The sequence below is a fragment of the Streptomyces sp. SKN60 genome, from assembly GCF_026236535.1.
Classification (GTDB): domain Bacteria; phylum Actinomycetota; class Actinomycetes; order Streptomycetales; family Streptomycetaceae; genus Streptomyces.
The window spans coordinates 64,051-88,119 of sequence record NZ_JAHTMW010000011.1; the positions used below are offsets into that span (position 1 = coordinate 64,051).

At 72.8% G+C, this 24,069-nt stretch carries 24 protein-coding genes; 18 read left to right on the forward strand and 6 right to left on the reverse strand.

Annotation, left to right across the window (positions count from 1 at the left end):
* The first annotated feature begins 204 nt into the window (after positions 1-204).
* Complete coding sequence (locus tag KV205_RS19710) at positions 205-1,137, forward strand: hypothetical protein (protein WP_265865753.1); 933 nt, start codon at positions 205-207, stop codon at positions 1,135-1,137.
* Between the two features lie 127 nt (positions 1,138-1,264).
* Here KV205_RS19710 and KV205_RS19715 read toward each other — a convergent pair whose 3' ends face one another.
* Both KV205_RS19715 and KV205_RS19720 read right to left on the reverse strand, forming a co-directional pair.
* Positions 1,265-2,014: a GNAT family N-acetyltransferase gene (locus tag KV205_RS19715; protein WP_265865754.1), complete on the reverse strand. Its 750-nt coding sequence runs from the start codon at positions 2,012-2,014 to the stop codon at positions 1,265-1,267.
* Positions 2,015-2,139: 125 nt separating this feature from the next.
* Positions 2,140-3,267: a glycoside hydrolase family 19 protein gene (locus KV205_RS19720; RefSeq protein WP_265865755.1), complete on the reverse strand. Its 1,128-nt coding sequence runs from the start codon at positions 3,265-3,267 to the stop codon at positions 2,140-2,142.
* A 652-nt stretch (positions 3,268-3,919) separates the two neighbouring features.
* Here KV205_RS19720 and KV205_RS19725 point away from each other — a divergent pair.
* Positions 3,920-4,258: a hypothetical protein gene (locus KV205_RS19725; protein ID WP_265865756.1), complete on the forward strand. Its 339-nt coding sequence runs from the start codon at positions 3,920-3,922 to the stop codon at positions 4,256-4,258.
* An 87-nt stretch (positions 4,259-4,345) separates the two neighbouring features.
* Here the strand turns inward: KV205_RS19725 and KV205_RS19730 are convergent, their stop codons facing one another.
* Complete coding sequence (locus KV205_RS19730; protein ID WP_374214695.1) at positions 4,346-4,966, reverse strand: helix-turn-helix domain-containing protein; 621 nt, start codon at positions 4,964-4,966, stop codon at positions 4,346-4,348.
* Positions 4,967-5,089: 123 nt separating this feature from the next.
* Here KV205_RS19730 and KV205_RS19735 point away from each other — a divergent pair, with 123 nt between their 5' ends.
* Entirely contained in the window at positions 5,090-6,070 is a 981-nt protein-coding gene (locus KV205_RS19735) for an NAD(P)/FAD-dependent oxidoreductase (protein WP_265865959.1), read from the forward strand.
* A 90-nt stretch (positions 6,071-6,160) separates the two neighbouring features.
* Positions 6,161-7,762 carry an MFS transporter gene (locus KV205_RS19740; protein ID WP_265865758.1) on the forward strand — a complete coding sequence of 534 codons (1,602 nt, stop codon included), beginning with the start codon at positions 6,161-6,163 and terminating at the stop codon, positions 7,760-7,762.
* On the opposite strand, the gene KV205_RS19745 is transcribed toward KV205_RS19740, so the two are convergent.
* Both KV205_RS19745 and KV205_RS19750 read right to left on the reverse strand, forming a co-directional pair.
* Positions 7,759-8,994: a HAMP domain-containing sensor histidine kinase gene (locus tag KV205_RS19745; protein ID WP_265865759.1), complete on the reverse strand. Its 1,236-nt coding sequence runs from the start codon at positions 8,992-8,994 to the stop codon at positions 7,759-7,761. The two genes, KV205_RS19740 and KV205_RS19745, sit on opposite strands and share 4 nt — an antisense overlap.
* 86 nt (positions 8,995-9,080) lie before the next feature.
* Positions 9,081-9,740 (reverse strand): response regulator transcription factor, encoded by a 660-nt coding sequence (locus KV205_RS19750; RefSeq protein ID WP_265865760.1) that lies wholly within the window; start codon positions 9,738-9,740, stop codon positions 9,081-9,083.
* 89 nt (positions 9,741-9,829) lie between these two features.
* Here KV205_RS19750 and KV205_RS19755 point away from each other — a divergent pair, with 89 nt between their 5' ends.
* From KV205_RS19755 to KV205_RS19820, 14 genes are all read left to right on the forward strand, one after another.
* Entirely contained in the window at positions 9,830-10,342 is a 513-nt protein-coding gene (locus tag KV205_RS19755) for a hypothetical protein (RefSeq protein ID WP_265865761.1), read from the forward strand.
* The gene (locus KV205_RS19760) at positions 10,339-11,538 is read left to right on the forward strand and encodes a peptidoglycan-binding protein (protein ID WP_265865762.1); all 1,200 of its coding nucleotides are present in this window, start codon (positions 10,339-10,341) and stop codon (positions 11,536-11,538) included. The genes KV205_RS19755 and KV205_RS19760 overlap by 4 nt, the downstream gene beginning before the upstream one ends.
* Positions 11,538-12,338, forward strand: a complete 801-nt coding sequence (locus KV205_RS19765; protein ID WP_265865763.1) for an ABC transporter ATP-binding protein — start codon at positions 11,538-11,540, stop codon at positions 12,336-12,338. The genes KV205_RS19760 and KV205_RS19765 overlap by 1 nt, the downstream gene beginning before the upstream one ends.
* 86 nt (positions 12,339-12,424) lie before the next feature.
* On the forward strand, positions 12,425-13,669 hold the full coding sequence (locus KV205_RS19770; RefSeq protein ID WP_265865764.1) for an ABC transporter permease: 1,245 nt from the start codon (positions 12,425-12,427) through the stop codon (positions 13,667-13,669).
* A gap of 148 nt (positions 13,670-13,817) precedes the next feature.
* Entirely contained in the window at positions 13,818-14,111 is a 294-nt protein-coding gene (locus tag KV205_RS19775; protein ID WP_265865765.1) for a hypothetical protein, read from the forward strand.
* A 445-nt stretch (positions 14,112-14,556) separates the two neighbouring features.
* The gene (locus tag KV205_RS19780) at positions 14,557-15,288 is read left to right on the forward strand and encodes a MarR family transcriptional regulator (RefSeq protein WP_265865766.1); all 732 of its coding nucleotides are present in this window, start codon (positions 14,557-14,559) and stop codon (positions 15,286-15,288) included.
* A 114-nt stretch (positions 15,289-15,402) separates the two neighbouring features.
* A complete protein-coding gene (locus KV205_RS19785) occupies positions 15,403-15,777 on the forward strand; it encodes a roadblock/LC7 domain-containing protein (protein ID WP_265865767.1) in 375 nt (124 codons plus the stop codon).
* A 19-nt stretch (positions 15,778-15,796) separates the two neighbouring features.
* Complete coding sequence (locus KV205_RS19790) at positions 15,797-16,210, forward strand: hypothetical protein (protein WP_265865960.1); 414 nt, start codon at positions 15,797-15,799, stop codon at positions 16,208-16,210.
* A gap of 87 nt (positions 16,211-16,297) precedes the next feature.
* Positions 16,298-16,660 carry a DUF1304 domain-containing protein gene (locus tag KV205_RS19795; RefSeq protein WP_265865768.1) on the forward strand — a complete coding sequence of 121 codons (363 nt, stop codon included), beginning with the start codon at positions 16,298-16,300 and terminating at the stop codon, positions 16,658-16,660.
* A gap of 5 nt (positions 16,661-16,665) precedes the next feature.
* Complete coding sequence (locus tag KV205_RS19800) at positions 16,666-17,223, forward strand: TetR/AcrR family transcriptional regulator (RefSeq protein WP_374214700.1); 558 nt, start codon at positions 16,666-16,668, stop codon at positions 17,221-17,223.
* Positions 17,224-17,479: 256 nt separating this feature from the next.
* Positions 17,480-18,220, forward strand: coding sequence for an alpha/beta hydrolase (locus tag KV205_RS19805; RefSeq protein WP_265865770.1), 741 nt, complete (start codon positions 17,480-17,482; stop codon positions 18,218-18,220).
* A 360-nt stretch (positions 18,221-18,580) separates the two neighbouring features.
* On the forward strand, positions 18,581-19,126 hold the full coding sequence (locus KV205_RS19810; protein WP_265865771.1) for a transcriptional regulator: 546 nt from the start codon (positions 18,581-18,583) through the stop codon (positions 19,124-19,126).
* The gene (locus tag KV205_RS19815) at positions 19,123-20,403 is read left to right on the forward strand and encodes an MFS transporter (RefSeq protein WP_265865772.1); all 1,281 of its coding nucleotides are present in this window, start codon (positions 19,123-19,125) and stop codon (positions 20,401-20,403) included. The genes KV205_RS19810 and KV205_RS19815 overlap by 4 nt, the downstream gene beginning before the upstream one ends.
* Positions 20,404-20,821: 418 nt before the next feature.
* On the forward strand, positions 20,822-22,726 hold the full coding sequence (locus KV205_RS19820; protein WP_265865773.1) for a VWA domain-containing protein: 1,905 nt from the start codon (positions 20,822-20,824) through the stop codon (positions 22,724-22,726).
* A gap of 95 nt (positions 22,727-22,821) precedes the next feature.
* Here the strand turns inward: KV205_RS19820 and KV205_RS19825 are convergent, their stop codons facing one another.
* Positions 22,822-23,532, reverse strand: coding sequence for a DUF4232 domain-containing protein (locus tag KV205_RS19825; protein ID WP_265865774.1), 711 nt, complete (start codon positions 23,530-23,532; stop codon positions 22,822-22,824).
* Positions 23,533-24,069 lie beyond the last annotated feature (537 nt).

Consider the following 24,069-nt stretch of genomic DNA (forward strand, 5'->3'; position numbering starts at 1 on the left):
GCCGCAGCGGCGGCCCCGCCCAGGCCCTCGGCCTCTTCGAACGGGTCCAGCTGTCCTGACCACACAGGACGAGAGCGTGCATGCCCTGTCGCCGCACGCGGCCGAAGGTCGGACGCCGGAGGCAACGCGGACGCCCGATCCGACGTCTGCCAAGCAGAGAACGAACCGGGCGGACCGACCCCGCCGTGTGAAAGGAGCCCGCTGGTGCTCATAGGACTGCTGACCGCGGTCGCGGCCTCGATCTGTTACGGCACCGGATCCGTCCTGCAAGCCGTCGGCTCCCGCAAGTCCGCCCGGCACCAGGCGGCCGCGGCAGGGCAGACCACCCAGCACGGCGGGCCGAGCCTGTCGTCGACCGCGAAAGCCGCGATGACCTGGGAGTTCATCGTCGGCACGATCCTGGACTTCGTCGGCTTCGGCCTCGGCGCGCTCGCCGCCCGCATGCTCCCGCTGTTCCTCTCCCAGACCGTGATCAGCGCCAACCTGGTCATCACGGCCGTCCTCAGCGTGAGGCTGCTCCGCATCCGGCTGACCCGAGCGGAGTGGATCTCGATCGGCGTGGTCTGCTCCGCCCTGGTGCTGCTCGCGACCGCGGCCGGCCCGGAGGGCAGCGGGCACACTCCGATCGCGACGCACTGGTGGCTGCTCGCGGTCTCCCTGCTCCTGATGGCCGGCGGCACGATCCTCGTGCGGGTGCTCGGCGCCCGGTCGGCGATCCTCGCGGGCCTCCTGTCGGGTCTCGGCTTCGGCGCGCTCGGGGTCGGAGTGCGGATCCTGAACGGCATCGACCCGTTCGACCCGGTCACGGTGCTGACCGACCCGGCGCTGTACGCGATCCTGGTGGCCGGCGTCGGCGGCATGTACCTGCACACGGTCGCGCTGCAGATCGGCTCGGTGAACGGGGCGACGGCGGCGCTCGTGGTCGGCGAGACCGTGCTGCCGGGGATGATCGGCGTGTGGTGGCTGGGCGACGCCTCCCGCCCCGGCTTCGCCTGGCTCGCCGTCCTCGGCTTCGTCCTCGCCGTCACCGGCGCGGTCGCGGTGGCCTGGTTCGGCGCCCCGGACAGCCACGGGGCCGCGCCCGAGAGCACAACGCCGGAGCCCGTACGTGTTCCGGAACCCGCACGCGTTCCGTAGACCCGTGGCGGGCGGCGGTGCGGCTGGGCCACTCCGCCCGTCCTCGCAGGTGCAGCCCCCTGCGCCTGTGCCGCGTGCAGCGGCGCCGGGACCGAGACGAGGGCGTTCCCTCGCTCCCCTCCGCCCGTCACCTCACAGGGACGGAGGCCCACCAGGTCGAGGGCGCAGCGGCGACGTACCCCAGCGACTCGTACAGCGGCCTGCCCAGCTTCGAAGCCGTGAGCGTGAACGGCAGGTCCGCCAAGTCGGCGAGGGCGCCGAGCATGACCGCCCGTCCCACGCCACGCGACCGGAACGCCGGCGACGTACCGACCCAGTAATGGCTCCCGACGCCCCCGTCCACAACCCTCACGCACGCTCCCGCCGGCACACCGTCGCGCGAGGCGACGAACACCTCCACGCCCGGCTGCTCGATCAGCGCTGCCGGGAACAGCTCGCCGGGGCGGTGGGGCTCGAAGCCGTCCAGTTCGAAGCCCTCGATCACGATCCGCTCGGCCGCCTGCAGGTCCTCGGGCCGCCGAACCCGGACCACGTCCGGCGCCGAATCGCCGACAGTCCCGGGCGGGCGCAGCATGACCGGCATCTGCCAGTTGCGCATGCCCAGGTGGCCAAGGTCGGTCGAGCTGAACGGATCCTCCACGACCGCCGGGCCCGCCGCGTGGAGAACCAGCTCGCTCAACTCCGCCAGCTCGCCCGGCTCAAGGTCGCATTCCTGGATCAGGACCCGCAGGCCGGCGCGCCCGTCGCCGTCGACCGCGACGAATCCGCGGCGCCGGACGACCTCGTGCCCCCGGCAACGACCGGTTGCGATCCAGAAAGCGGCGGAATTGCGAGCCTGGCGCACCGGCGCCTCAGCCAAAGTGGATCTGTTCGTCATTGCGCCCACGCTAGCGCGCAACGGCCCCATCACACGGGCCAATTCCCTGCGAGCCGACCGGGCCACCTTCGGACGGGGCAGGCTCCGGCGCGTGGCCGGGCCCACCCCGGTACCGGGTGGAGGGGTCAGCAGTAGAGGTTGGCACCCGGCGCGACCCCGAGGATGGACGTGAACCGGAGATAGGCGTCCACCCGGCTCTGGACCTGCGCCGGGTTGCGGCCGTCACACTCCAGGGAGCCGTTGATGGAGCGGATCGTCTGGCCGAAGCCGGCGCTGTTGACCATCGCGTTGTGCGGGGTCATGGTGCCGGGGCCGTTCTGGGTGTTCCAGTACCACAGGCCGGTCATCATCGCGATGTCCGGCTCGCGCTCGACCCGCCAGGGGTTGTTCAGGAGGTCGATGCCGAGGGCGTCACCGGCGGCCTTGTAGTTGAAGTTCCAGGAGAGCTGGATGGGGCCACGGCCGTAGTACGCGGCCTGGCCGGCGGGGCAGCCGTAGGGCTGGTTCCAGTCGCAGTAGTGCGGGTAGTTGGCGGTGTTCTGCTCGACGATGTGGACGAGGCCGCCGGTCTCGTGGTTCACATTGGCGAGGAACGCCGCGGCCTCCTGCTTTTTCACGGTGTCGCTGCCGGTGGTGGCGAAGGCCGGGTACTTCTTGGTGGCGGCGACCAGTCCGGCGTACGTGTAGAAGGGGTTCCGGTTCGGGAACATCTGGTTGAACTGGGCCTCGGAGACCACGAACCCGGAGGTGGACGGCGGCGGGGTGGTGCCGCCGCCGCTCGCGGGCGCGTTCCACTTCTGGTTGGCCCCGCCGGTGCAGCTCCAGATCTGCAGCCGGGTGCCGTCGGCGCTGTTGTTGTCCCGGACGTCCAGGCACTTGTTCGCGGCCGGGTTGACGATGTCGTGCGCGGCGGTGACCACCCATTTCTGGTTGGCGCCACCACTGCAGTCCCACAGCTGGACCGAGGCGCCGTCGCCGGTACCGCGGTCCACGACGTCGAGGCACTTGCCGAGGGCGCGGAGGGTCCCGTCACCGGGGTTGGACCAACGCTGGGCGTTGGTCCCGTTGCATGAGTAGAGCTGGACGGCGGTGCCGTTGGCGCTGCTCGCGGCCGCGACGTCGACGCACTTGCCGGCGAGTCCGGTGATGGCTCCCTCAGCGGCCTCGGCGGGCGCCACGGTGAAGAGGGCGGACAGGACGGCGGTGAGCGCGGTCAGGGCCAGGGCCCGTCCGGAGAATCGACTTCTGGGCATGGAGGGGACACGCTCCTCGGGTTCGCCGTCGCCGAGCGGTCGGCTGGGGGTGGGGGAAGAAAGGGCTGTCGCGCGACCAGAAAGTAGAGGTCTGGACCAACTTCCGTCAAGAGTTGAAGTAAGCGATGAGGAAAGGGAGTTCGCCCCCGCCCCCGGAGGGGCGCAGCGCACATCCACACGAAAGGCCACCTGGGCGGGCATCGGGCGGCCCCCTGCCACCAGAGCGGGGCGGAGCCGTCAGCGGCAGGAGAGGTCTGCCGCAGCGTCAAGGCGACGGCGTAGGCGCGGACGCCTTCGCCGCGTCCGAGGGTGCCGAGGTGTTCAGCGGTTACGGTCCGAACATCCCTCCCGCTCGACGCCATCTTCGACCACCCCACCATCGCGGAGCTGGCCGAGCTCCTCGACGCGGGGTAATGGGGGGTCGGGGGTCCCCAGCTGATCCTGCGGCACCTGATCCCGGGTCAGGTGCCGCACTGGCGAGCCGGGGCGGCCGGTGGGGGATCACCCGATCGACCGCACGGACCGGTCGGCTGATCGGACTTGTGACGAGATGCCGTAGGGGGCATTCGGGTGGCATATGTCGTCTGCCGCAACCGACCCCGCCGCCCGCGCTGTCGTCCTCCGCAGTGGCATGACGACCAAGGAGGCACTTGTGACTGGTTTTCAGGCTTTCACCTCGCACACCGCCGGGCTGTGGGATCTCGACCCCTACCGCTTCCCCGCCGCAATCGTCGACGACCTGCCCGAGCCGCACCCGACCGTCTGCGGCCTCATGGAGCCGGGCGACTACGCCCTGCCCGCACCGGACCCGGCGAGCCGGCTGACCGATCCGCTCGAGCCGGCCGACCGGCGCCGGCTGGAGCTGCACGCGGCCCTCACGACCGCGGGGATCGCGCCGCTGCCGGGCGACCTCGACGCCATCACCGCGCTGTGCGAGCTGGACGACACCACGCATGCCGCGCTCCGGCGGTGGATCAGCCACACCGTGTGACCCGCGCCGCGCCGGGAGGGAACGCCGCGGCGGCGGGCTCGCCGCCGCGGCAGGCCCGGCGGACGCCGAGGTGTCACCGCCGCACGGTCAGGCGTCGGTGCCCTGGGTGGTGTCGGTGCCCTCGGCGGAGGTGTCGCCGTCCCCGCGCTGGTGGCCGCGGCGGGCGTCGCGGTCGAAGATGCCGAGGATCTCGCAGGGTCCGCCGTCGGCTCCGATGGCGTGCGGCATCATCGTGGGGAACTCGGCCGCCTGGTTGGTCTCGACGCGGAAGCGGCGGTGGCCGAGCATGAGGATCGCCGTGCCGGACAGGACGACGAGCCACTCGCGCCCCGGGTGGGCCCGCATGCGCGCCGGGTTCTCGGGCGGCGGTTCGGTCATGCGCTGGCGCACCACGGTCATGCCGGGATCGCCCTTGACGGGCCAGCGCATCAGGCCGTGGGCGCTGTCGATCATCGGGCTGGTGACGACGTCGTCGGCGGCGGTCTCCACGAGCTGATCCAGTGTGGTGTCCAGGGCGCGGGCGAGGACGACCAGCTGGTCGAGGGCGAGGCGGCGCCGGCCGTTCTCGATGCGGCTCAGGGAGGACTGGCTGAGGTTGGCGCGGGTGGCCAGCTCGTCCAGGGACCAGCCCTGCGCCACGCGCAGAGCGCGGATCCGTTTGCGTACGAGGCTGTCCAGATCGCCATCTTCTTGCGTCATACGCAACATCGTATGCCTGCACCGCAAGGCCCGCCTAACGTCGTTTCCGTGGGTCCGGAGCTCCTCGGGCCACGCACGAGGAAAGGACAGGAGGCCTTGGCTGTGGCTGCTTCCGTGTACGCGAGCGACGCGATGCCTGACGGGACCGTCGACGTGGTGGTGATCGGCGGCGGTGCCGCCGGGCTGAACGGTGCGCTGATGCTCGCCCGCTCCCGGCGCGCGGTCGTGGTGATCGACAGCGGCACTCCGCGCAACGCGCCGGCCGGCGCCATGCACGGCTTCATCGTGCTCGACGGCGCCCCGCCCCTGGAGATCCTCCGGCGGGGCCGGGAGCAGGTGCGCCGGTACGGCGGCCGCGTCGTCCTCGGCGAGGTGACCTCGGCCGAGCCCGCCGCCCCGTCGGCCGACGGGGACCTGCGCTTCGGCATCGCCCTGGCCGACGGACGGCAGGTGACCGCGCGCCGCGTGCTCGTGGCCACCGGACTGCGCGACGTACTGCCCGAGGTCCCCGGCCTGGCGCGGCACTGGGGGCACGGCGTGGTGCACTGCCCGTACTGCCATGGATGGGAGGTGCGCGACGCGGCCATCGGCGTTCTCGCCACCGGTCCCGCCTCCGTCCATCAGGCGCGCCTCTTCCGCCAGTTGACCGACGACCTCGTCTACTTCACCCACGGCACCGCCCTCGACGAGGACTCCCGCGCCCGGTTCGCCGCCCGCGGCGTCCGCACCGTCGAAACCCCGGTACGGGAGGTCGTCGGCGACGAGGGCGGCGGCCTGTCAGGTGTGCGCCTGGCCGACGGCCGGGTCGTGGCCCGCCGGGTCCTCGCGGTCGCCACGCGGATGCAGGCCCGGACGGAGGGCCTGGCCGGTCTGAAGCTGCCGATGGAGGAGCTGCCCGACGGCATGGGCCGCCGCTTCGCCTCGGGCCCGGCCGGCGCCACCGAGGTCCCGGGGGTGTGGGTGGCCGGCAACGCCACCGAGCTCACCGCCCAGGTCGGCGCCGCCGCCGCGGCCGGCGCCCTGGCCGGCGCGCACATCAACGCCCTCCTCGTCGCCGCCGACACCGACGCGGCCCTCGCGGCCGCGACCCGGGGCGAGGCACCCGCCTCCTGACGGCCCGGCCCGGCGCGCGGGCCCCCTTTCCTGCACTCGGCGACCGGCCCTGCCCGGCGCTGACTCCGCATGCCCTTTCGAGAGGAAAAAATGAGTACGAACCATCCCGCGGACACCGCTGAAGCCGGCGCCGAGGCCGTACCCGAGGCCCGTCAGCTGCGCACGATCCTGATCGCCGTCTCCGTCGCCCTGATGGCCGTCGTCGCCTCCGTGTCCGGGCTGAACGTCGCCCAGACCCACCTGGCGGTGGAGTTCGGCGCCTCGCAGAGCACCGTCCTGTGGATCATCAACATCTACACGCTCGCCCTGGCCGCGCTGCTGCTCCCGCTCGGCGCGATCGGCGACCGCCTGGGGCGCAAGCCCACGCTGGTCGCCGGGCTGGGCGTCTTCGGCATGGCGAACGTGGTCGCGGGCCTGGCCCCGTCGGCCGAGGTCATGCTCGCCGCCCGGGTGGCCGCCGGCATCGGGGCGGCGATGATCATGCCGATCACGCTCGCGGTCATCACCGCCACGTTCCCCGAGGAGCAGCGCGGCAAGGCGATCGGCGTGTGGACCGGCGTCGCCGGAGGCGGCGGCATCCTGGGCATGTTCCTCTCCGCTCTCCTCGTCGACATAGCCGACTGGCGCGGGCTGTTCGTCCTGCCGGTGGTCCTGGTCCTCGCCGCCCTGGTCCTGACGGTGAAGGCGGTTCCCGACTCCCGGGAGAGCTCGGCGCATCGTTTCGACACGGTCGGTGCGCTCGTCTCCGCGGTGGCCGTGGTGGGCCTCATCCTCGTCCTGCAGGAAGGCCCCGAACGCGGCTGGACCGACCCCGCGACGCTGATCGGCCTCGGCGTCGGCCTCACGGCGGCCGTCGGATTCGTGGCCTGGGAGCTGCGCCGTCGGGACGCCTCGCTCCTCGACGTACGTCTGTTCCGCGAGCGCGGCCTGGCCGGCGGTTCGATCACGCTGCTTGTGGTCTTCGGTGTCCAGGCGGGCATCGCCGTGGTCCTGTTCCCGTTCTTCCAGGCCGTGCTGGGCTGGTCGGGCCTGCTGTCCACGGTGGCGCTGATGCCCATGGCCGTCATGATGATGGTGTCCTCGGGCCTGGCCCCCAAGCTCGCCGCCCGTGCGGGCTCCCGGCCGACGATGGCCGTGGGCATCGCGCTGGCCGGTGTCGGCCTGGCGCTGATGGCGCTGTTCGTCTCGGTCGACGGCGGGTACCTCGCCGTGCTGCCCGGCATGCTCGCCATGGGCATCGGCATGGGCCTGTCGATGACGCCGTCCACCGAGGCCATCACCGGCTCCCTGCCGCGCGAGAAGCAGGGCGTCGCGTCCGCCCTCAACGACGTCACGCGCGAGTTCGGCACCGCTCTCGGGGTCGCCCTGCTCGGTGCGCTGCTCGCCGCCGGCTACCGCCGCGCCGTCGACGGCCGGTTGAACGGCGTCCCCGAGGGACCTGCGGCGACCGCCCGGGAGGGCGTCGCCAACGCCGTCGAGGCGGCGGGCAGCGCCGGCCGGCACGCTCAGGACGTTCTCCACGCCGCCCAGCAGTCCTTCGTCGACGGCTGGCGGCAGGCCATGTGGGCAGGCGTCGCCGTCATGGGCGCCCTGCTCGTCCACGTCGTCTTCCGCGGCCCGGAGCGCAGGACCCCCGCGGCCTCGGACGAGACGGAGGCCACGGAGGCCCTCCAGCAGTCCTCGATCGGCTAGAACTCCACCCGGACGGTCAGGCCGCCGCCCTCCGCGTTGGCCGTCGCCGTCGCCCGGGCCCCGTGCGCCCGGGCGACGGCGTCGACGATCGACAGGCCGAGGCCCGCGCCCTCGCCCGGTGTGTGGGTGCGTTCGTGGAGTCGGCGGAAGGGCTCGAAGAGCAGCGGGACGGTGTCGGGCGGTACGACGGGACCGGTGTTGGTCACCTCGATACCGATGTCCGGGCCGGTGCGCACCTCGACGCGCCCCCGCGGGACGTTGTGCCGTACCGCGTTCGCGACGAGGTTGTGCAGGAGGCGTTCCAGGAGCACCGGATCCCCCTCGACGGTGAGCGGCCGGGCCCGTACCGCGATGTGCACGCCGCGTTCGGCCGCTTCGTCGGCCAGCGCGGCCGCGGTCTGCCGGGCGAGGTCGTCCAGGGCGACCGGGCGGCGTTCCTTGAGGCCCTGTTCGGAGGCGGCGAGGAGCAGCAGCCCCTCGATGATCCGCTCGCTGGTGTCGGCGACCTCGATGAGTTTCGAACGCATCCGTGCCACCCGCTCCGCGGACGGCTCGCCGGCGAGCCCGATCTCGGCGGCCGCCCGCTGTACGGCGAGCGGGGTGCGCAGTTCGTGGGCGGCGTTGGCCGCGAACCGCTGCTGTGCGGAGACGAGCCGTTCCATCCGGCCGAGCATGCCGTCGAAGGTGTCGGCGAGCCGCTTGAGCTCGCCGGGCGGCCCGTCGAGCGCGATCCTCTCGTGCAGGTTCTCGCCGGACAGCCGGCGGGCGGTGTCGGTGATCACGGCGATCGGCCGGAGCACCCGGCCCGCGGTCCACCAGGCGAGCGCGACGGACAGGACGGCGTAGCAGACGAAGACGGTGATGGAGACGGTGAGGAGCCGGTCCAGGGCCGCGGATTCCGCGGCGTCGCTCAGTGTCCGCGTGATCGCCAGGGCCTCGCGCGGGACGACGCCGGTGCCCGCGCTCGGTCCGGGGCTCGCGGGTGCGGGGCTCGCCGGTGCGGGGCTCGCCGGTGCGGCGGTCGGCATCCCGGTGGGGAAGGCGGTCGGCCGGGCGGACGGCAGTTGTTCCAGCCGCTGGGCCGGTACGGCGGTGGTGACGGCCGTGCTGATCGACGCGTACAGGCCCTCCTGCACGAGCACGTACACGACGCCCGTGAGCAGGGCCCCGGCGAGGACGAGCAGCCCGGTGTAGAGGGCGGTCAGCCTGGCCCGTTCACCACGGAACGGCACCAGGCGGCCATGGTGCGCGCCGGGGCCCGGTGTCCTCGGCGGGCGAGGGCGCGGGCGCGGCGGCGCGAAGGGCTTCCGCCGGCCGTTCACGACGCGATCCGGTAGCCGGCTCCGGGGACCGTCTCCACGACCGGTGGCTCGCCGAGCTTGGCCCGCAGCTTGCTGAGGGTGACCCGTACCGCGTTCGTGCGGTAGCTGGTGTGCTCCTCCCAGACCTGCTCGATCAGGTCCTCGCCGCTGACCACGGCCCCCTCGGCCCGCAGCAGCGCCTCCAGGACGCCGAACTCCTTGGGCGACAGATGCAGATGCCGGCCGTCCCGGCTCGCCTGGCGGCGGGCGGTGTCCAGGGCGATCCCGGACCGTTCGAGGACGGGCGGCAGCGCGGGCCTGGCCCGCCGGCCCAGGGCCAGGACCCGGGCGAGGAGTTCGTCGTACGCGAAGGGCTTGGTCAGGTAGTCGTCCGCGCCGAGCCCCAGGCCCTCGACCCGGTCCCGTACCGTACCGGCCGCCGTCAGCATCAGGACCCGGGTCATCAGCCGCTGCCCGACCACGTGGCGGCACACCTCGTCGCCGTGCGTCCCGGGCAGGTCGCGGTCGAGGACGAGGACGTCGTACTCGCCGAACCGCAGTTTGCGCAGGGCTTCCAGGCCGTCGGCCGCGACGTCCACGGCGAGCGCGGCACGGCGCAGCCCCTCGGCGATCATCTCCGCGAGGAACGCCTCGTCCTCCACCACCAGTACGCGCATGGCCCCTGTCTATCCGAAGGGGACCTTTCGCCGGTGTAAACGAAACCGCTGAGAGAAGCGAAACATCCCCGCGCGGCACGCTCCACGGCATGACGATTCGACGGATCACCCGAGCGGCCGCCGCGCCCAGTCTGGCCGCCGCCCTCGCCCTGTTCGCCACCGCCTGCTCCTGGACCGGCGGAGGAGCCGCCGACGCGGGCGGGAGGAACGACCGGAGTGTGACCGAGGAGGGCAAGAAGGCCGACCAGGCCTTCGAGCACCGCAAGTGCCTGCGCGAGCAGGGGCTCGACGTGCCCGAGCCCAAGCCGGGCGAGAGCGGCGTGGGACTCACCATCGGCGGTGACGGCATGTCCAAGGAGAAGATGGAGAAGGCGTTCAAGGCCTGCGCTGACAAGGCCGGCGGCGCCGGGTTCGGCAAGGAGCCGACGCAGGCCGACAAGGACAAGGCGCTCGCGTACGCGAAGTGCATGCGCCAGAACGGCTTCGACATGCCCGACCCGAAGTTCGACGGCGGCGCGCAGCAGGCCCTGCCGGTACCGAAGGGCGCGCAGAAGCAGAAGTTCGAGAAGGCCGCCGAGGCGTGCGAAGGCGTGGCCCGATGAGCGGCGGTACGGCGGAGGGCTCGGCGGACCCGTACCCGTACCCGGACGAGCGGCGCCGGCCGCTCGGGCGGCGGCGGCTCGGGTTCGCCCTCCTCGCGATCGTCGCCGTCGCGGGCGGCGGCGTCGCCGTCACCGCCCTGACCGCGCCGAAGGAGCCCCCGGCCGGCGGCGCGGGCGCCGGCTCCGGCGCCAAGGGGCTGCCGTCCGCCACGGCTCCCGTCACCCGGGGCGACCTCACCGACAGCTCGCAGCAGGACGGCACGCTCGGGCACCTCGGGGAGCGGAAGATCAACGCGGGCGGTCCCGGCGGCACCCTCACCTGGCTCGCGCCGTCCGGTTCCGTCGTGCGGCGGGACGAGCGGCTCTACGAGGTCGACGGCGAGGCCGTCCGGCTGATGTACGGGGACGAGCCCATGTACCGGAGTCTGAAGACCGGCGACAAGGGCACGGACGTACGGCAGTTGGAGGAGAACCTGGCCGCCCTCGGGTTCACCGGCTTCGACGTCGACGAGGAGTACACCGCGAAGACCGCGGCGGCGGTCAAGCGCTGGCAGAAGTCCCACGATCTGCGGCAGACCGGCAGCATCGGCCCGGACCGGATCGCCTTCGCGGGCAGCGCGGTACGGGTGAGGGAGGCGGGTTCCGGCTCCGGTACGGGCGGGGGTGGCGCGGGTGGCGGAGGCGGCGCGGGCGGTCGGATCGCCGTCGGCGACCGGGTCGCACCGGGCTCGACGGTCCTCACGGTGACGGGCTCCGAGCGGGTCGTGACCTTCCGGGTGGCGGCCTCCGAGGCCGGCTCGGCGAAGACCGGGACGCGGGTCCAGGTCACGCTTCCGGACGGCAAGCGACTGCCGGGGAAGGTGTCGGCGGTCGGCAGGACCGCGTCGGCCGGTGACGACCCGCAGGACAAGACCCCGAAGATCGATGTCACGGTCTCCTTCGACGAGCCGGCCGAAGTGCGGGGCGTCGACCAGTCCCCGGTCACCGTCGAGCTGGCCGGCCAGACCCGCCGGGACGTCCTCTCCGTGCCCGTCAACGCCCTGCTGGCGCTTCCCGACGGCGGATTCGGCGTCCAGGTCGTCGAGAACGGTGCGGCGAGGGACGTCCGGGTCGAGCTCGGCATGTTCGCCCAGGGCAGGGTCGAGATCAGCGGCCAGGGGCTGCGCGAGGGCATGAAGGTCGGGGTGCCGTCCTGATGACCGGCACACTGGAACACCTCGCGGACCCCGGCCCGACCCCGGATCCGACCCCGGGTCCGACCCCGGGTCCGGATCCGGTCCCCCGCCCCTCCCCCGCCCGGGTGCCGGTCGTGGAGCTCAGCGGCGTCGTCAAGGAGTACGCGGGCGGCGTCCGCGCGCTCGACGGCGTCGACCTCACCGTCGGCGAGGGCGAACTCGTCGGCATCGTCGGCCCCTCGGGCTCCGGCAAGTCGACCCTGCTCCACATCGTCGGCACCCTCGACCGGCCGACCGCCGGCACCGTCGCGATCGCCGGTCACGACATCGCCTCGCTCACCGACCGGCGGCTCTCCGCCCTGCGCGCCCGTCACATCGGCTTCGTCTTCCAGGCCTTCCACCTGGCCCAGGGCGTCAGCGCCGTGGACAACGTCGCCGAGGGGCTGCTCTACTCCGGACTGCCCCGGGCCCGGCGCCGCAGGCTGGCCGCCGAGGCCCTGGCCCGGGTCGGTCTCGCCGACCGGGCCGGCCACCGGCCGCACGAGCTGTCCGGCGGTCAGAAGCAGCGCGTCGCGATCGCCCGCGCGGTCGTCGGCGCACCCGACCTGCTGCTCGCCGACGAGCCGACCGGCGCCCTGGACACGGCGTCCGGCGAGACCGTCATGGAACTGCTGCACGCCCTCCATCAGGAGGGCGCGACGATCGCGGTCATCACTCACGACACCGAGATCGCGCGGCGCCTGCCCCGACAGGTCCGGATCCGCGACGGCAGGGTCGTCGCGGACTCGGCCCCGTCGGAGCCGGGAAAGGGCGTGAGCTGATGGCCGGCACACGCAAGCGCGGGGCGTCCCGGCCGACTTGGCGGGCCACACCCCGCCACACGTCGCGAGGCACAGTGGCTTTCCAGGTGACGTCCCGGGGCGCGTCCCGGTCCGGTTCCGGTGCCGCCGGCCGGGAGGCCGGCGCGCTCAGAGCCCGCCGGCTCCGCCCACGCGACGTCCTGCACGTCGGCTCGGCCGGGCTGCGCAGCCGGCCCCTGCGGGTGGTTCTGTCGGCGCTCGGGATCGCCATCGGCATCGCCACGATGATCGCGGTGGTGGGCATCTCGGCCTCCAGCCAGGCACAACTGCTCCAACGGCTCGACGCCCTCGGCACCAACATGCTGGTCGCGAAGCCGGGCGAGGGGATGTTCAGCGGCCAGGAGGTGAAGCTGCCCAAGGACGCCGTCGGCATGGTCGGCCGCATCGAGGGCGTGGAGGAGACCGGCGCGAGCGCGGACCTCCGGCACACCGTGCGCCGCTCCCAGCTGATCCCGGAGGCGGAGACCGGCGGCATCGCCGTGAAGGCGGCGACCGAGGGACTGCTCGGCGTGCTGCGCGGCACGACGGCGTCCGGCACCTGGCTGAACGCCGCCAACGGACGCTACCCCTCCGTGGTGCTCGGCCATGTCGCGGCGGAACGCCTCGGCATCGACCGGCCCGGACGGCAGGTGTGGATCGGCCACCGGTACTTCACCGTCGTCGGCATCCTCGCCCCCCTGCCGCTCGCCCCCGAGATCGAGCGCTCTGCGCTGGTCGGCTGGGAGAGCGCGCAGCGGCTGCTCGGCTTCGACGGGCATCCGACGGCGGTGTACGAGCGGTCCACGGACGCGTCCGTCCGGCAGGTCCAGCGGCTGCTCGCTCCGACGATCGACCCTCGGAACCCGCAGAACGTGGCGGTGAGCGACCCGTCCGAGGCGCTCAAGGCGAAGGCGGCGACGGAGGGGGCGTTCTCCACGCTGCTCCTCGGGCTCGGCGGCATCGCCCTGCTCGTGGGCGGTGTCGGAGTCGCCAACACCATGATCATCTCGGTCCTGGAGCGGCGTCACGAGATCGGGCTGCGCCGCTCGCTCGGCGCGACGCGGGGGCAGATCCGGATCCAGTTCGTCACGGAATCGCTGATGCTGTCGGGCCTCGGCGGCATCGCCGGCGTCGTCCTGGGCGGCGCGGCGACGGCGGTGTACGCCTCCGCGGGCGGCCTGCCCTGGGTGGTCCCGCCCTGGGCGGCCGGGGCCGGTTTCGTCGCGACCCTCGCGATCGGCACGGTGGCGGGCCTGTACCCGGCGGTCCGCGCCGCCCGCCAGTCACCGACCCTGGCGCTGGCGGCGGCGTAGCGACCGGTCCCTGCTCCGGGCGTCCGGGCGTCCGGGCGTCCGGGCGGGCACAACCCCGTTCGTCGCCCTGCGAGTTCACCCGATCACCCAGAGCTATGCTCGCGAGCGTCGCCGCGGTCGCGCGGCGGACCGAGACAGGAGCATCACCATGGCCATCATCGTCACGTTCGACCTCCCCGGCGCCGGACAGGAGCTCTACGACGCGGTCATCGATCGCGTGACGGGTGGCCGAGGCTTCTCCCGGTTCGCGGACCTGCCGAACCCGGGGCTCGTCTCCCATGCGGCGGGGCCGGTCGACGGAGGGTTCCGCGTGACCGAGGTCTGGGAGAGCGCGGAGGCCCTGGAGACCCACGCGAAGACGTTCGGTCCGGTCCTGGCCGACCTCGGCCATGCCGACCTGCGGCCCACGATCATTCCGGCGCACAACGTCGTCGTCCGGTAGGGACGGTTCGGACCGCTCCCACACCCACACTGCATCGCACCACGCCGATCGCCCCGGTCGCACCGCGTCCGGGGCATCGTCGTGCGGGGACGCGGCACGCACGCGCCAACCCCCTGCACCGCGAACGAATTCGCACGAATCCGGTCTTCGATTCGATCTTCCAGCAGGCCCAGTTCGGCGCAATGTTGCAGATTCTGTCACATGATGTCTCTGATGGAATGTTTGTCCTGACGGCTGATAAACACTTCCCTGTCGGTGTCACCCCCCAGACGCCTGTACGAGATTCCCCGCATCGAGCGTGCGACAGGCCTGGAAAGGGTGGGTTCTGCTGGATACGAGCAACTGCCCGCACCGCGCTCGGCACAGGCTGCTCTACCTCGCCCTGGCTCAGTGCAGGGCGGCACGTTCCACCCTCGTCCTGCGGGTTCACGGCAGGCCGGGCGGAGTGTTCCATCTGCGGCAGGGCCAGGTGTTCGCGGTCGAGACGCCTGGTGCCCCGACGGCGGAGGCACTGCTGCTGCGGTCCGGGCGGGTCAGCGCGGCGGACTGGGCGACGGTGTCGCCGACCGGGACGCTCGTGCCGGCCGAGGAGCTCGTGACGCGCGGTCACATCGGCGCGGCCGAACTGCAGGTGGTCACGGTGATGGCCCTGCGGGACGCGGTCTTCGCCGTCGTCGCGGGCGAGACCGCCGAATGCGTCGCCGTCCCGCCGCGGAGCGCGCCGACGACCCCCGCCGCCCGTGGGGACGACCCGCTGAAGCTCCTGGACGAGGCAGCCCGTAAGGTCGCCGGCCTCGCCGCGCTGCCGCAGGCCGTACTCCCCGATCGCGAGCGGGTCGTCGCCGGCGCCGGTGTCGTGGGCCCGGCCGAACACCTGGCCCGGCAGCGGAGGGAGATCCTCTTCCACGCCAACGGCCGGCGTACGGCACGGGACATCGCCTTCACGGTGGGGCGCGGCGTCTACCACGTCACCGTCGAGATCTCCCGGATGCTCGGCGAAGGGCTTCTTGAGCGAGCCGGCCGGGGCGAGGTGCTCGGGACGACGGAATCACGGTCGGTCCCGGCGCTCGAACCGCGACGCGGGGCCCACGGCGCCGGCACGGCGGGCGCGGACGCGGACCTGCCGTACCGCACCCCGGGGGCCAGCGGTTTCACGATGAAGTCCCGTCTCGGATGACTCCGTGACGGGTTGACGGGCCCCGGATACGGGGCCGTACCCGAGTGGTGAAGACCAGGGCCACCGGCCCATGGGTGCTCGGGGAAGCCAGGAACAGGTGCGAAGGGAAACCGAATGGACCATGAGGCATTGACCGGTGAGATGAGAGGGCTGCGGGACCAGATTCCCGGCATCACCGACACGGCCCTGGCGGCCGTCGACGGCATTCTCATCGCGGCCGACACCGAGGACGGCATAGAACCCAACGGTCTGGCCGCCCTCGCCGCGGCCAGTCTCGGCCTCGCCCGCCGGACCACCGGCGCGACCGGCCGAGGGGCGCTGCGCCGGACCGTGGCGTACGGCACCACCGGCTGCGCGGCGGTGTACGCCGTGGCCGACACGGCGCTGATGGTCGTCCTGGGCGACGAGGGAATGGACCTGGAGCGGCTCCACCTCGAATCCCAACCCGTACTGAAGCGGGTCGAAGCCATTCTGTCCGGAAGGAAGTGACGACGAGGTGACGAAGCCTGTGGCACAGGGATTCTCGGACGCGATCCAGGGGCTGGTGAAGGAGCTGCGCGCCGATGCCCCCGACTGCGTCGCGGCCGGGGTGGTCGACATGGGGACGGGGATGCTCCTCTCCTACGAGACCATCGACAGCCACCCCCCGGAGGTCCTGGACCTGCTCGCGGGGGCCACGCTCGACCTGTTCCAGGGCCGCACCGTGGTCCTGATCGAGGACGTGTTCAAGGAGCGTCGCGGGGTCGCCAACGACCAGCACTACTTCCAGGAGATCCTTGTCAACAGCGCCAATCTGACTCATCTGTTCATCCGCATGACGGAGAGTCAGGACGTGGTCGCGGTGGTCGTCTGCCGCAAGTCGGTGAACGTCGGCATGCTCTTCGCCCAGGCCCGGCGGGTGGTCAAGGCGTACGGGCTCTGAGCCGGGGCCGCGGCCACGCCTGACTTCATGGACGGGTGTCCATGTATGCTGGACACCCGTCCATGAAGTGTGAGGAGTGGGGTATCCGTGGAGACAACCGCGAATGTGCTGGTCGCGCTGGTGGCCGCGCTGCACGCGTACATCCTGGTTCTGGAGATGTTCCTGTGGGAGCGGAAGCCGGGCCGCGGCCTCTCCGGCTTCGACGCGGAGATGGCCCGCGCCACCGCGCCGCTCGCCGCGAACCAGGGCCTCTACAACGGCTTCCTGGCCGCCGGGCTGGTCTGGGGGCTGATCGCCGGGGATCCGACCGGGTTCCGGGTCCAGGTCTTCTTCCTCGTCTGCGTGCTCGTCGCCGGTCTGTACGGCGGCTTCACCGCCAATCGGCGCATCTTCGTCGCCCAGGCGCTGCCCGGCGCGCTGGCCCTGGCGGCCGTCCTGCTCGCCGGGTGACCGGAGTGCCCGCGGATCCCCGTACGGCGCGGACACGGGCCAAGCTGCGCCGCGCGCTCCTGGAGGAGTGTGCCCAGCGCCCGCTGGCGGAGGTCAGCGTCGCCGCGCTGGTGCGCCGGGCGGGGGTCGGCCGTGCGACCTTCTACCTCCACTACGCGGACCTGGAGGCGCTCGCCGTCGATGCCTGCGCCGACATCGTCCGCGAAGCCGTGGACGCCCTGCACGCGTGGCGCGGTGTGCCCGACCCCGTCACCCCGCCGCCGGCCCTGCCCGCCTTCTTCGAGCGTCTCGCCCCGCACGCCGCGCTCTACCGGGAGCTGCTGCGCCCGGGCGGCAGCGGCCCGCTCGGCCAGGTGCTGCACCAGGATCTGCGCGCCCGCAGCCGCACCGAGCGCGCCTTGGCGGGCGCGCCCGAGCCCGACCTGGTCGCCTCCGCCGTGGCCGCGACCTTCGCCGGGGTGCTCGCCGACTGGCTGCACGGCCTCATCGAGGCCTCCCCCGCCGAGATCGCACAGCGGGTCTGGCGCCTGCTCGTCAACCTGCACCGCACCCCACTGAGCTGACTCCGGCCCGGTGGCCGCGTCCGCACCGGCAAGGGCCCGAAGCAGGTCGGGGGCCGGCGGATCGACGGCACCTCGGAAATGCGTTTGGCAGCCATGACGACCACTGCTACGTTTCTGACGGCCGTGCAGGAGAACGAGGAGGTGGTACCCGTGAACACAGTATCGACATGGGTGCTCCCCTCCGGGGTCGTCACGGTCGGGCGATAGGTCGTCGTCCGGGAGCGCCGCATCAGCGCACTCCCGAAAGGCATGACCCATGCACTTCACTTCCCAGCAGCACCTCGACGACGGTGTTCTCGAGCGCCGATTCACCCTTGGCGAGATCCCCGGAATCCTCTGGACGCCCGCGTCGGCGTCCCCGTCCGCACCGGTGCCGCTGATCCTGCTCGGGCACCCCACGCTCGGGCTCGACACGATGTACCCTCGGCTGGCGGAGCGGGCCCGGCACGCCGCGGCCGACGGCTTCGCCTCGGCCACCATCGAGCTCCCCGGCAGCGGTGACCGGCCGCGTTGGCCCGCCGCCGAGCAGGCCCGAGCCGACCTGCGGAGGGCCCTGGCGGTCGGCGAGCCGGTCGGCGACGACATCATCGACGCCGTCATCCTGCCGCTGGTCGACAGGGCGGTCCCGGAATGGCAGGCCGCTCTCGACGCCCTGCTGGCGCTGCCCGAGCTCGGCGGCCCGGTCGGGTACTCGGGCGGCGTGATCTCCATCGGCGTCCGGCTCGCGGTGGTCGAACCGCGCATCGTGGCCGCCGGGCTCTTCGCCGGCAGCTTCATCCCGCGCGCCATGTTCGAGGAGGCCCGTCGGGTCACCATTCCGCTGCACGTCCTGCTGCAGTGGGACGACGAAGGGAACGACCGGCAGGCCGCCCTGGACCTGTTCGACGCCTTCGGCTCCAAGGAGAAGTCCCTGCACGCCAACATGGGCGGGCACACCGGCGTCCCCGCGTACGCGGGGGAAGCCGCGGCCCGGTTCTTCACCCGGCATGTGCGCTGAGCCGGGGCCCGGCCCCGCCGCCCTACCGCCTGACTGCCAGTCGGTAGCCGGTCGGCGGTGAGGGGTCGGCCCCCTGCGTAGCCGCCCCGATCGCGGCGGTACCGGCCATCGGCGGTACCGCCGCGATCGGCTGTGCGGGAGACCGGTCGGGGCGGGATCGGTCGGTCGCCTGTCGGCGGGATGTCGACCCTTTGCCGGTGGGAGCTGCCCCTGGTAAGGCTCATCGAGTCCGCGAACGTGCCCGCCTGACGGTCTGTCGCCTCCGGAAGACCACCCCCGGCCTCACCCGCCGACGTCCCCGCGAACCTCCGTGGAGATACCCCCTTGCCTAATGGTCAAGAATCGTTGACCATTGCTCGCATGACTGCGGACGACCTGCCCGAGACCTTTCACGTCACCACCGACGAACAACTGCGCGCCGTCTCCAACCTCACCCGTCACCGGATCATGGCCGTGCTCCGCTTCGAGCCCGCGACGATCACCCAGATCGCCGAGCGAGTGGGCCTCGCGAAGGGGAGTTCCAGCTACCACGTACGGCTCCTGGAGCGGGCCGGCCTGGTGAAGGTGGTGCGGACGCGGAAGGTCCGGGGCGTCACCGAGCGGTACTACGCGATGGCCGCGCGCTCGATCGTGCTGCCGGATCCGGGCGAGGGAGGCCCGGATGTGCTGATGCGGCACGCGGTGGCGGACCTGGAGGCGTCGCCGGCGGCCGGCGAGCGGCATGTGGGGATGGCGCATCTGCGGCTCACCGACGAGCAGTTCGCGGAGCTGGGGGCGCGACTACAGGCTCTGGCGGAGGAGTACCGGGAGCTGTCCGATCCGTCGCTGCCGGACGCGTCACTCGTCTTCGCGCTGTTCCACCCGGCACGGCGCGAGCAGCAGCAGGTCGAGGGAGGCGCCAAGTGACCTCGGACATACGGAAGTTGCCGACCGGGTTCGGACGGCTGTGGACCGCGCAGACGGTCTCCTCGCTCGGTGACGGGGTCACCCATGCCGCCCTGCCGCTGATCGCGCTGACCTTGACGCGGGATCCGATGGCGCTCGCCGTCGTCACGGCAGCGGGGACGCTGCCGTGGCTGCTCTTCGGGGTGCTCGGCGGTGCGCTGGTGGACCGCTGGGACCGCCGCCACACGATGTGGATCGCGGACACGGCACGCGCGGTGCTGCTCGCGATAGCCGCGGCGGCGGCCGTGCTCGACGGCTTGAGCATTCCGCTGCTCGCGGCCGTCGCCTTCCTCCTCGGCCTCGGCGGACTCTTCTTCGACACCGCCGCCACGGCCTATCTGCCGGATCTCCTCCGCCGCGACCCCGCGCTCCTGGAGCGCGCCAACTCCCGTTTGCGCGGCGCCCAGACCGCAATGTCCGGCTTCGCGGGGCCGCCTGCGGGCAGCGCCCTGCTCGCGCTCGGGCGGGCGGTGCCGCTGCTCACCGACGCGGCGTCGTTCCTGGTCTCCGCCCTGCTCGTACGGACGCTGCCCGCCATGCCCCGGCCCGCACCGGAGGCCCGCGAGTCGCTGCTCCGGCAGGCACGGGCCGGGGCCACGTACGTCTTCCGGGACCGGGTGCTGCTCGGGCTCGCGCTCCGCCCGGCGGTCGGGAACATCGCCTTTCTCGCCGTGGAGACCGTGCTCGCCCTGTTCGCGCGTGAGCGCCTCGGCATCGACACCTACGGCTTCGGCCTGCTCCTCACGGCGGAGGCCACCGGCGGTCTGCTCGGTGCGGGCATCGCCTCCCACCTCGGCCGACGACTCGGCACCGGCGCCGCGCTGACCTTCACGGCCACGGTCGAAGGCCTGGCCATCCTCGGACTCGCCTCCGCCCCGAACCCGTACGTGGCCGGGCTCGCGCTCGCCGTCTGCGGGGCCGGCATGGGTGCCACCATGGTGCTCGCGCCCTCCCTCCGGCAGGCGATCGTCCCCGCCCACCTGATGGGCCGGGTCGCCTCCACCTCCCGCATGCTGGCCATGTGCGCCGCCCCCGTCGGGGCCTTCCTCGGCGGCTGGCTGGCCACCACGTACGACATCCGCACCCCGCTCTACGCCGCCGCCTTCCTCCTCCTGGCGATGACGGCCGTCACGGCGTCCATGACCGGCAACCGCCGGGTGGAAGCGGCGCTGAAGGCCGCCGCCGAGGACACCGCCAAGGGCCCCGCCCAGGAAGCCGTCCCCGACTCGGGCCGTTAGCCAGGAGCCGGCCGGGCACGCGATCGCGTGCCCGGCCCGGGATTTGTCTGCAGGTTTTCACCATGGAAAGAGTGGGCGCGCCCCGCGAGACTTGCCGCGACCAGCCAATCTTGCAGGGGGACGACGCCTCGATGGTGTGGATGACGGCACTCGAGGTCGGCACCGCGGCCTTGGCCATCCCAGCCACGGGAGTGCCCGGCGGCGCCAGACCGGCGTCCAGGGCGCACCTCTCCGGCAGCACCGAGTAGCGGCCGGCTCCCGGACTTCGGCGCAACGATCCACGAACGCCGCGAAACGCGCGACAGCGCGCAAGCCCTCAGGCACCGCAGTGCCTCTGAAGTCCGGTCGAGCGCCCGTTTCCTGACCGGCTCGTGCGCACGCGCCGGGCCGACCGAAAACCCTCATGGAGTTCACCTTGATGCATCGCAGACCACGCCGACGACGCGTGTTCGCCGCTCCCCTTCCCGTGCTGATGGTCGGCGCGCTCCTCTCCCCGGCGGCGACCGCGAGCGCCTCCCCGGCATCGCCTGCCTCACCCGCAGGACCCGCGGCTCCGGAGCCCGCGGCCCGGATCGACCTGGTGCTCGACCTGTCCGGGTCGATGAACGAGAACGACGCCGGCGGCCAGACCCGCCTCGCCGCCGCCAAGCAGGCGGTCACCCGGATCATCGACACGGCCCCCGAACAGGCCCCGTTGGGGCTGCGCGTCTACGGCGCCACGTACCCCGGGCAGGACAAGAAGCGGGGCTGTGCCGACACCCAGCAGGTCCTGCCGGTCACGCCGATGGACCGGGCGGCGCGTGCCGACGCCAAGCAGCGGGTGGACGGGTTCAAGGCGGTCGGGTTCACCCCGATCGGCGTCTCGCTCCGCGAAGCCGCCAAGGACCTCGGCACGAGCGGAAAGCGCCGCATCGTCCTGGTCTCGGACGGTGAGGACACCTGTGCGCCGCCGCCTCCGTGCGACGTCGCCCGGGAGCTCAAGGCGCAGGGCGTCGACCTCGCCGTGGACGTGGTCGGGTTCCGTACGCCGTCCTCGGCGCGTGCGCAGCTGAAGTGCATCGCCGACGTGACCGACGGGTCGTACGCGGACGCCGACGACGCCGACTCGCTGACCGCCGATCTGGGCACCCTGTTCCGCAAGGGGTGGCGCACCTACCGTGCCACCGGAAAGCCGGTCCAGGGTTCCCTCGACGGCTGCCAGGACGCTCCGCTGGTCGCGCCCGGCCAGTACCTCGACAAGTTCACCGCCGGGCGCGACCTCTACTACAAGGTCAAGAAGCGCCCCGACCAGCGGTTGCAGGTGAGCGCCACCGCCGTCGCCGAGGAGGGGTACGGGCGCGGTGCCATCATCACCGTCGCGGCCGGACCCGCGGGCGACGGTGAACCCCGCGCCTGGCTGAGGGAGTTCGACCAATCCATGGGGTGGGCGAACATCATCACCACCGGCGGCCGCAGCAGGCCCGGATCGGGCGACGAGTCGCCCGCGCCGGACGACACCGGCTGCATCATGGTCGAGAACGACGTGACCCGGTCGGCTGACAAGCCGATGCCCGTGGAACTCCTCGTCGGCATCGCCGACAAGACGACCCAGGCGGCCGGCGCCCGAACCCCGGCGCCCCGCACCGGGGCCGACGCCGAGGGCGGTTTCTCCTTCAACAGCGCCACCCCGATCGGACCGGGTACCCACCGGCAGTCCATCGCCGTCGGCGAGGCGCCGTTCTGGCGGGTGGAGGTGAAGGCGGGCCAGAAGCTCACGGTCAAGGGTGGTGTGGACATCCCGGCCGACTTCCCCAACTCCGTCACCACCGGGTGGAACGTCACCGTCTACAACGCCATGCGTGAGGAGACGCTGTGCAATGAGGACAACGACGTGACCGAGCTCCTCACGGGCCGGACCGGGCACATCGAGCGGGTCTGCGGGCCGTGGGACATCACCGCGCCGGACGACACGAAGGGCCCCGACCCGAAGGGGTACGACGTTCCCGGCACCTACTACATCCAGGCGCAGGTCGCCGAGCCGGACGACGAGGCGAAGGGCATCGTCGTGCCGATCTCGCTGACCGTGGACATCTCCGGCACGCCGCGGTCCGGGAACGGCCCGGTGTTCTTCTTCGGTGACGACGCCGCCCAGGGCCCCGCGCCGTCGGGCGCGACCGGGAACGGGGCCCCCGAGCGGGACGGGGCCGGCGGCACGACGGGCGCTGCCGCGAAGGACGCCGACTCGCTCGTCGGCAGGCTCGCCCTGCCGGTCGGCATCGGCGCCGGAGTCCTCCTGCTCGGCGGCATCACCTTCTACGTCCTCAGGCGCCGCGGGACCGCCTGACAGCGCGACGGATCCGCTCCCGCCGGGCCCGACACGGGGCCGGGCGGGCGGGCGCGGGTCCGTCGTACGTCAGCCTCGGGCCGGGGCGTGGAAGGTCACTCGGCGAGCGACTGCTTCACGGCCAGGCCCTCGCTGCCGGTCCAGTAGGTGACCTTGGGATCGTTGTCGATGTTCACGAAACCCATGCCGCCGGGCAGCGGGACGTTCTGCTCGTAGCCCTCCGGGGAGAGGCTGACGCCCATCTTCTTCACCGCGGTCGTCGGCGCCCCGGTCCGGAAGAGGCGGACGCCCGCGTACGCCTTCTTCCCCGGCTGGACCAGGAACTCCTCGAGCTGGGACTTCATGACGCTCGCCTGGTGGTGCGCGTCCTCGAAGACCGCCGCGGGGTGTCCGCCCAGGACGCACGCCTTGTCGCTCGTGTTGGTGGCGGTGAGGAGGATGTGCTGGAGCGAGTCGTGCGGGGAGGTCGACGCGGTGATCGTGAAGCTGTCGTCGGTGCACGGAGGGCCGGGGACGCCGTCGCCCCCGACGTCCCCTTCAGCGTCCCCGCCCTTGCCAGGGCTGGTGGTGGGCGTGGCCGAGCTGGGTGTGGCCGAGCTGGGTGCGGCGGAACCGGTGCCGCCGCTCGGTGTGGCGGTCGGGGTCGCGCTCGCGCCTCCGCCGGTGCTCGCGCTCGCGGTGCTGGACGGCGCGGTCCCCGCGCCCTCCGCCCCGGCGTCGGGGCTGCAGGCGGCGGTCGAGAGCAGCGCGGCGACGGCCGCGGCTCCCAGGACGTGATTCCTCAAGGTCGTGCGTGCGGTACGCATGGTGGTTCCCCCGTGTGCGATTGCGTGATCGACGTCGCGTGATGGGGCGTGCCCTGTCGAGGGCAGGCCGGCGGCGGGCGTCGTGGTCTCAGAAGATACGGACCCCCGAGGGGGCCGGCGTCCCACACGGGGTGGAACTTCCGCGCCAACTTCCGCCGTACCCCCCGGTTCCGCCGACTCGCTCCGTCCTCCTCAGGTTGACCCCGGTGGGCGAGGGGACTCCAGAAGTCGACGGGATCGGTGAACTGCCGGCGGATGCCCGCGCCGCCCGCCTTCTCCTAGGGTCGGCGCACCGGCTGGACGAGGAAGGCGTGGGTATGGCGCCTCGGTCGTCCCGCCGGCCGGCATGCTCGGCAGGGGGAAGCGCGGCCATGCCGGGCCGCGGCCCGGCGCGTGCCGACGCACGAGGGAGCCGGCGACGGTGTGGGCGGCAGGAGCGGAGACGGGGACGCTGCTGCCGCCCACGACCGGGCGGGAGCCGGCGCCTACCGAGACCTGCCTCGCTGGTGACACTTTCGACTCACCCTGAGGAACGAG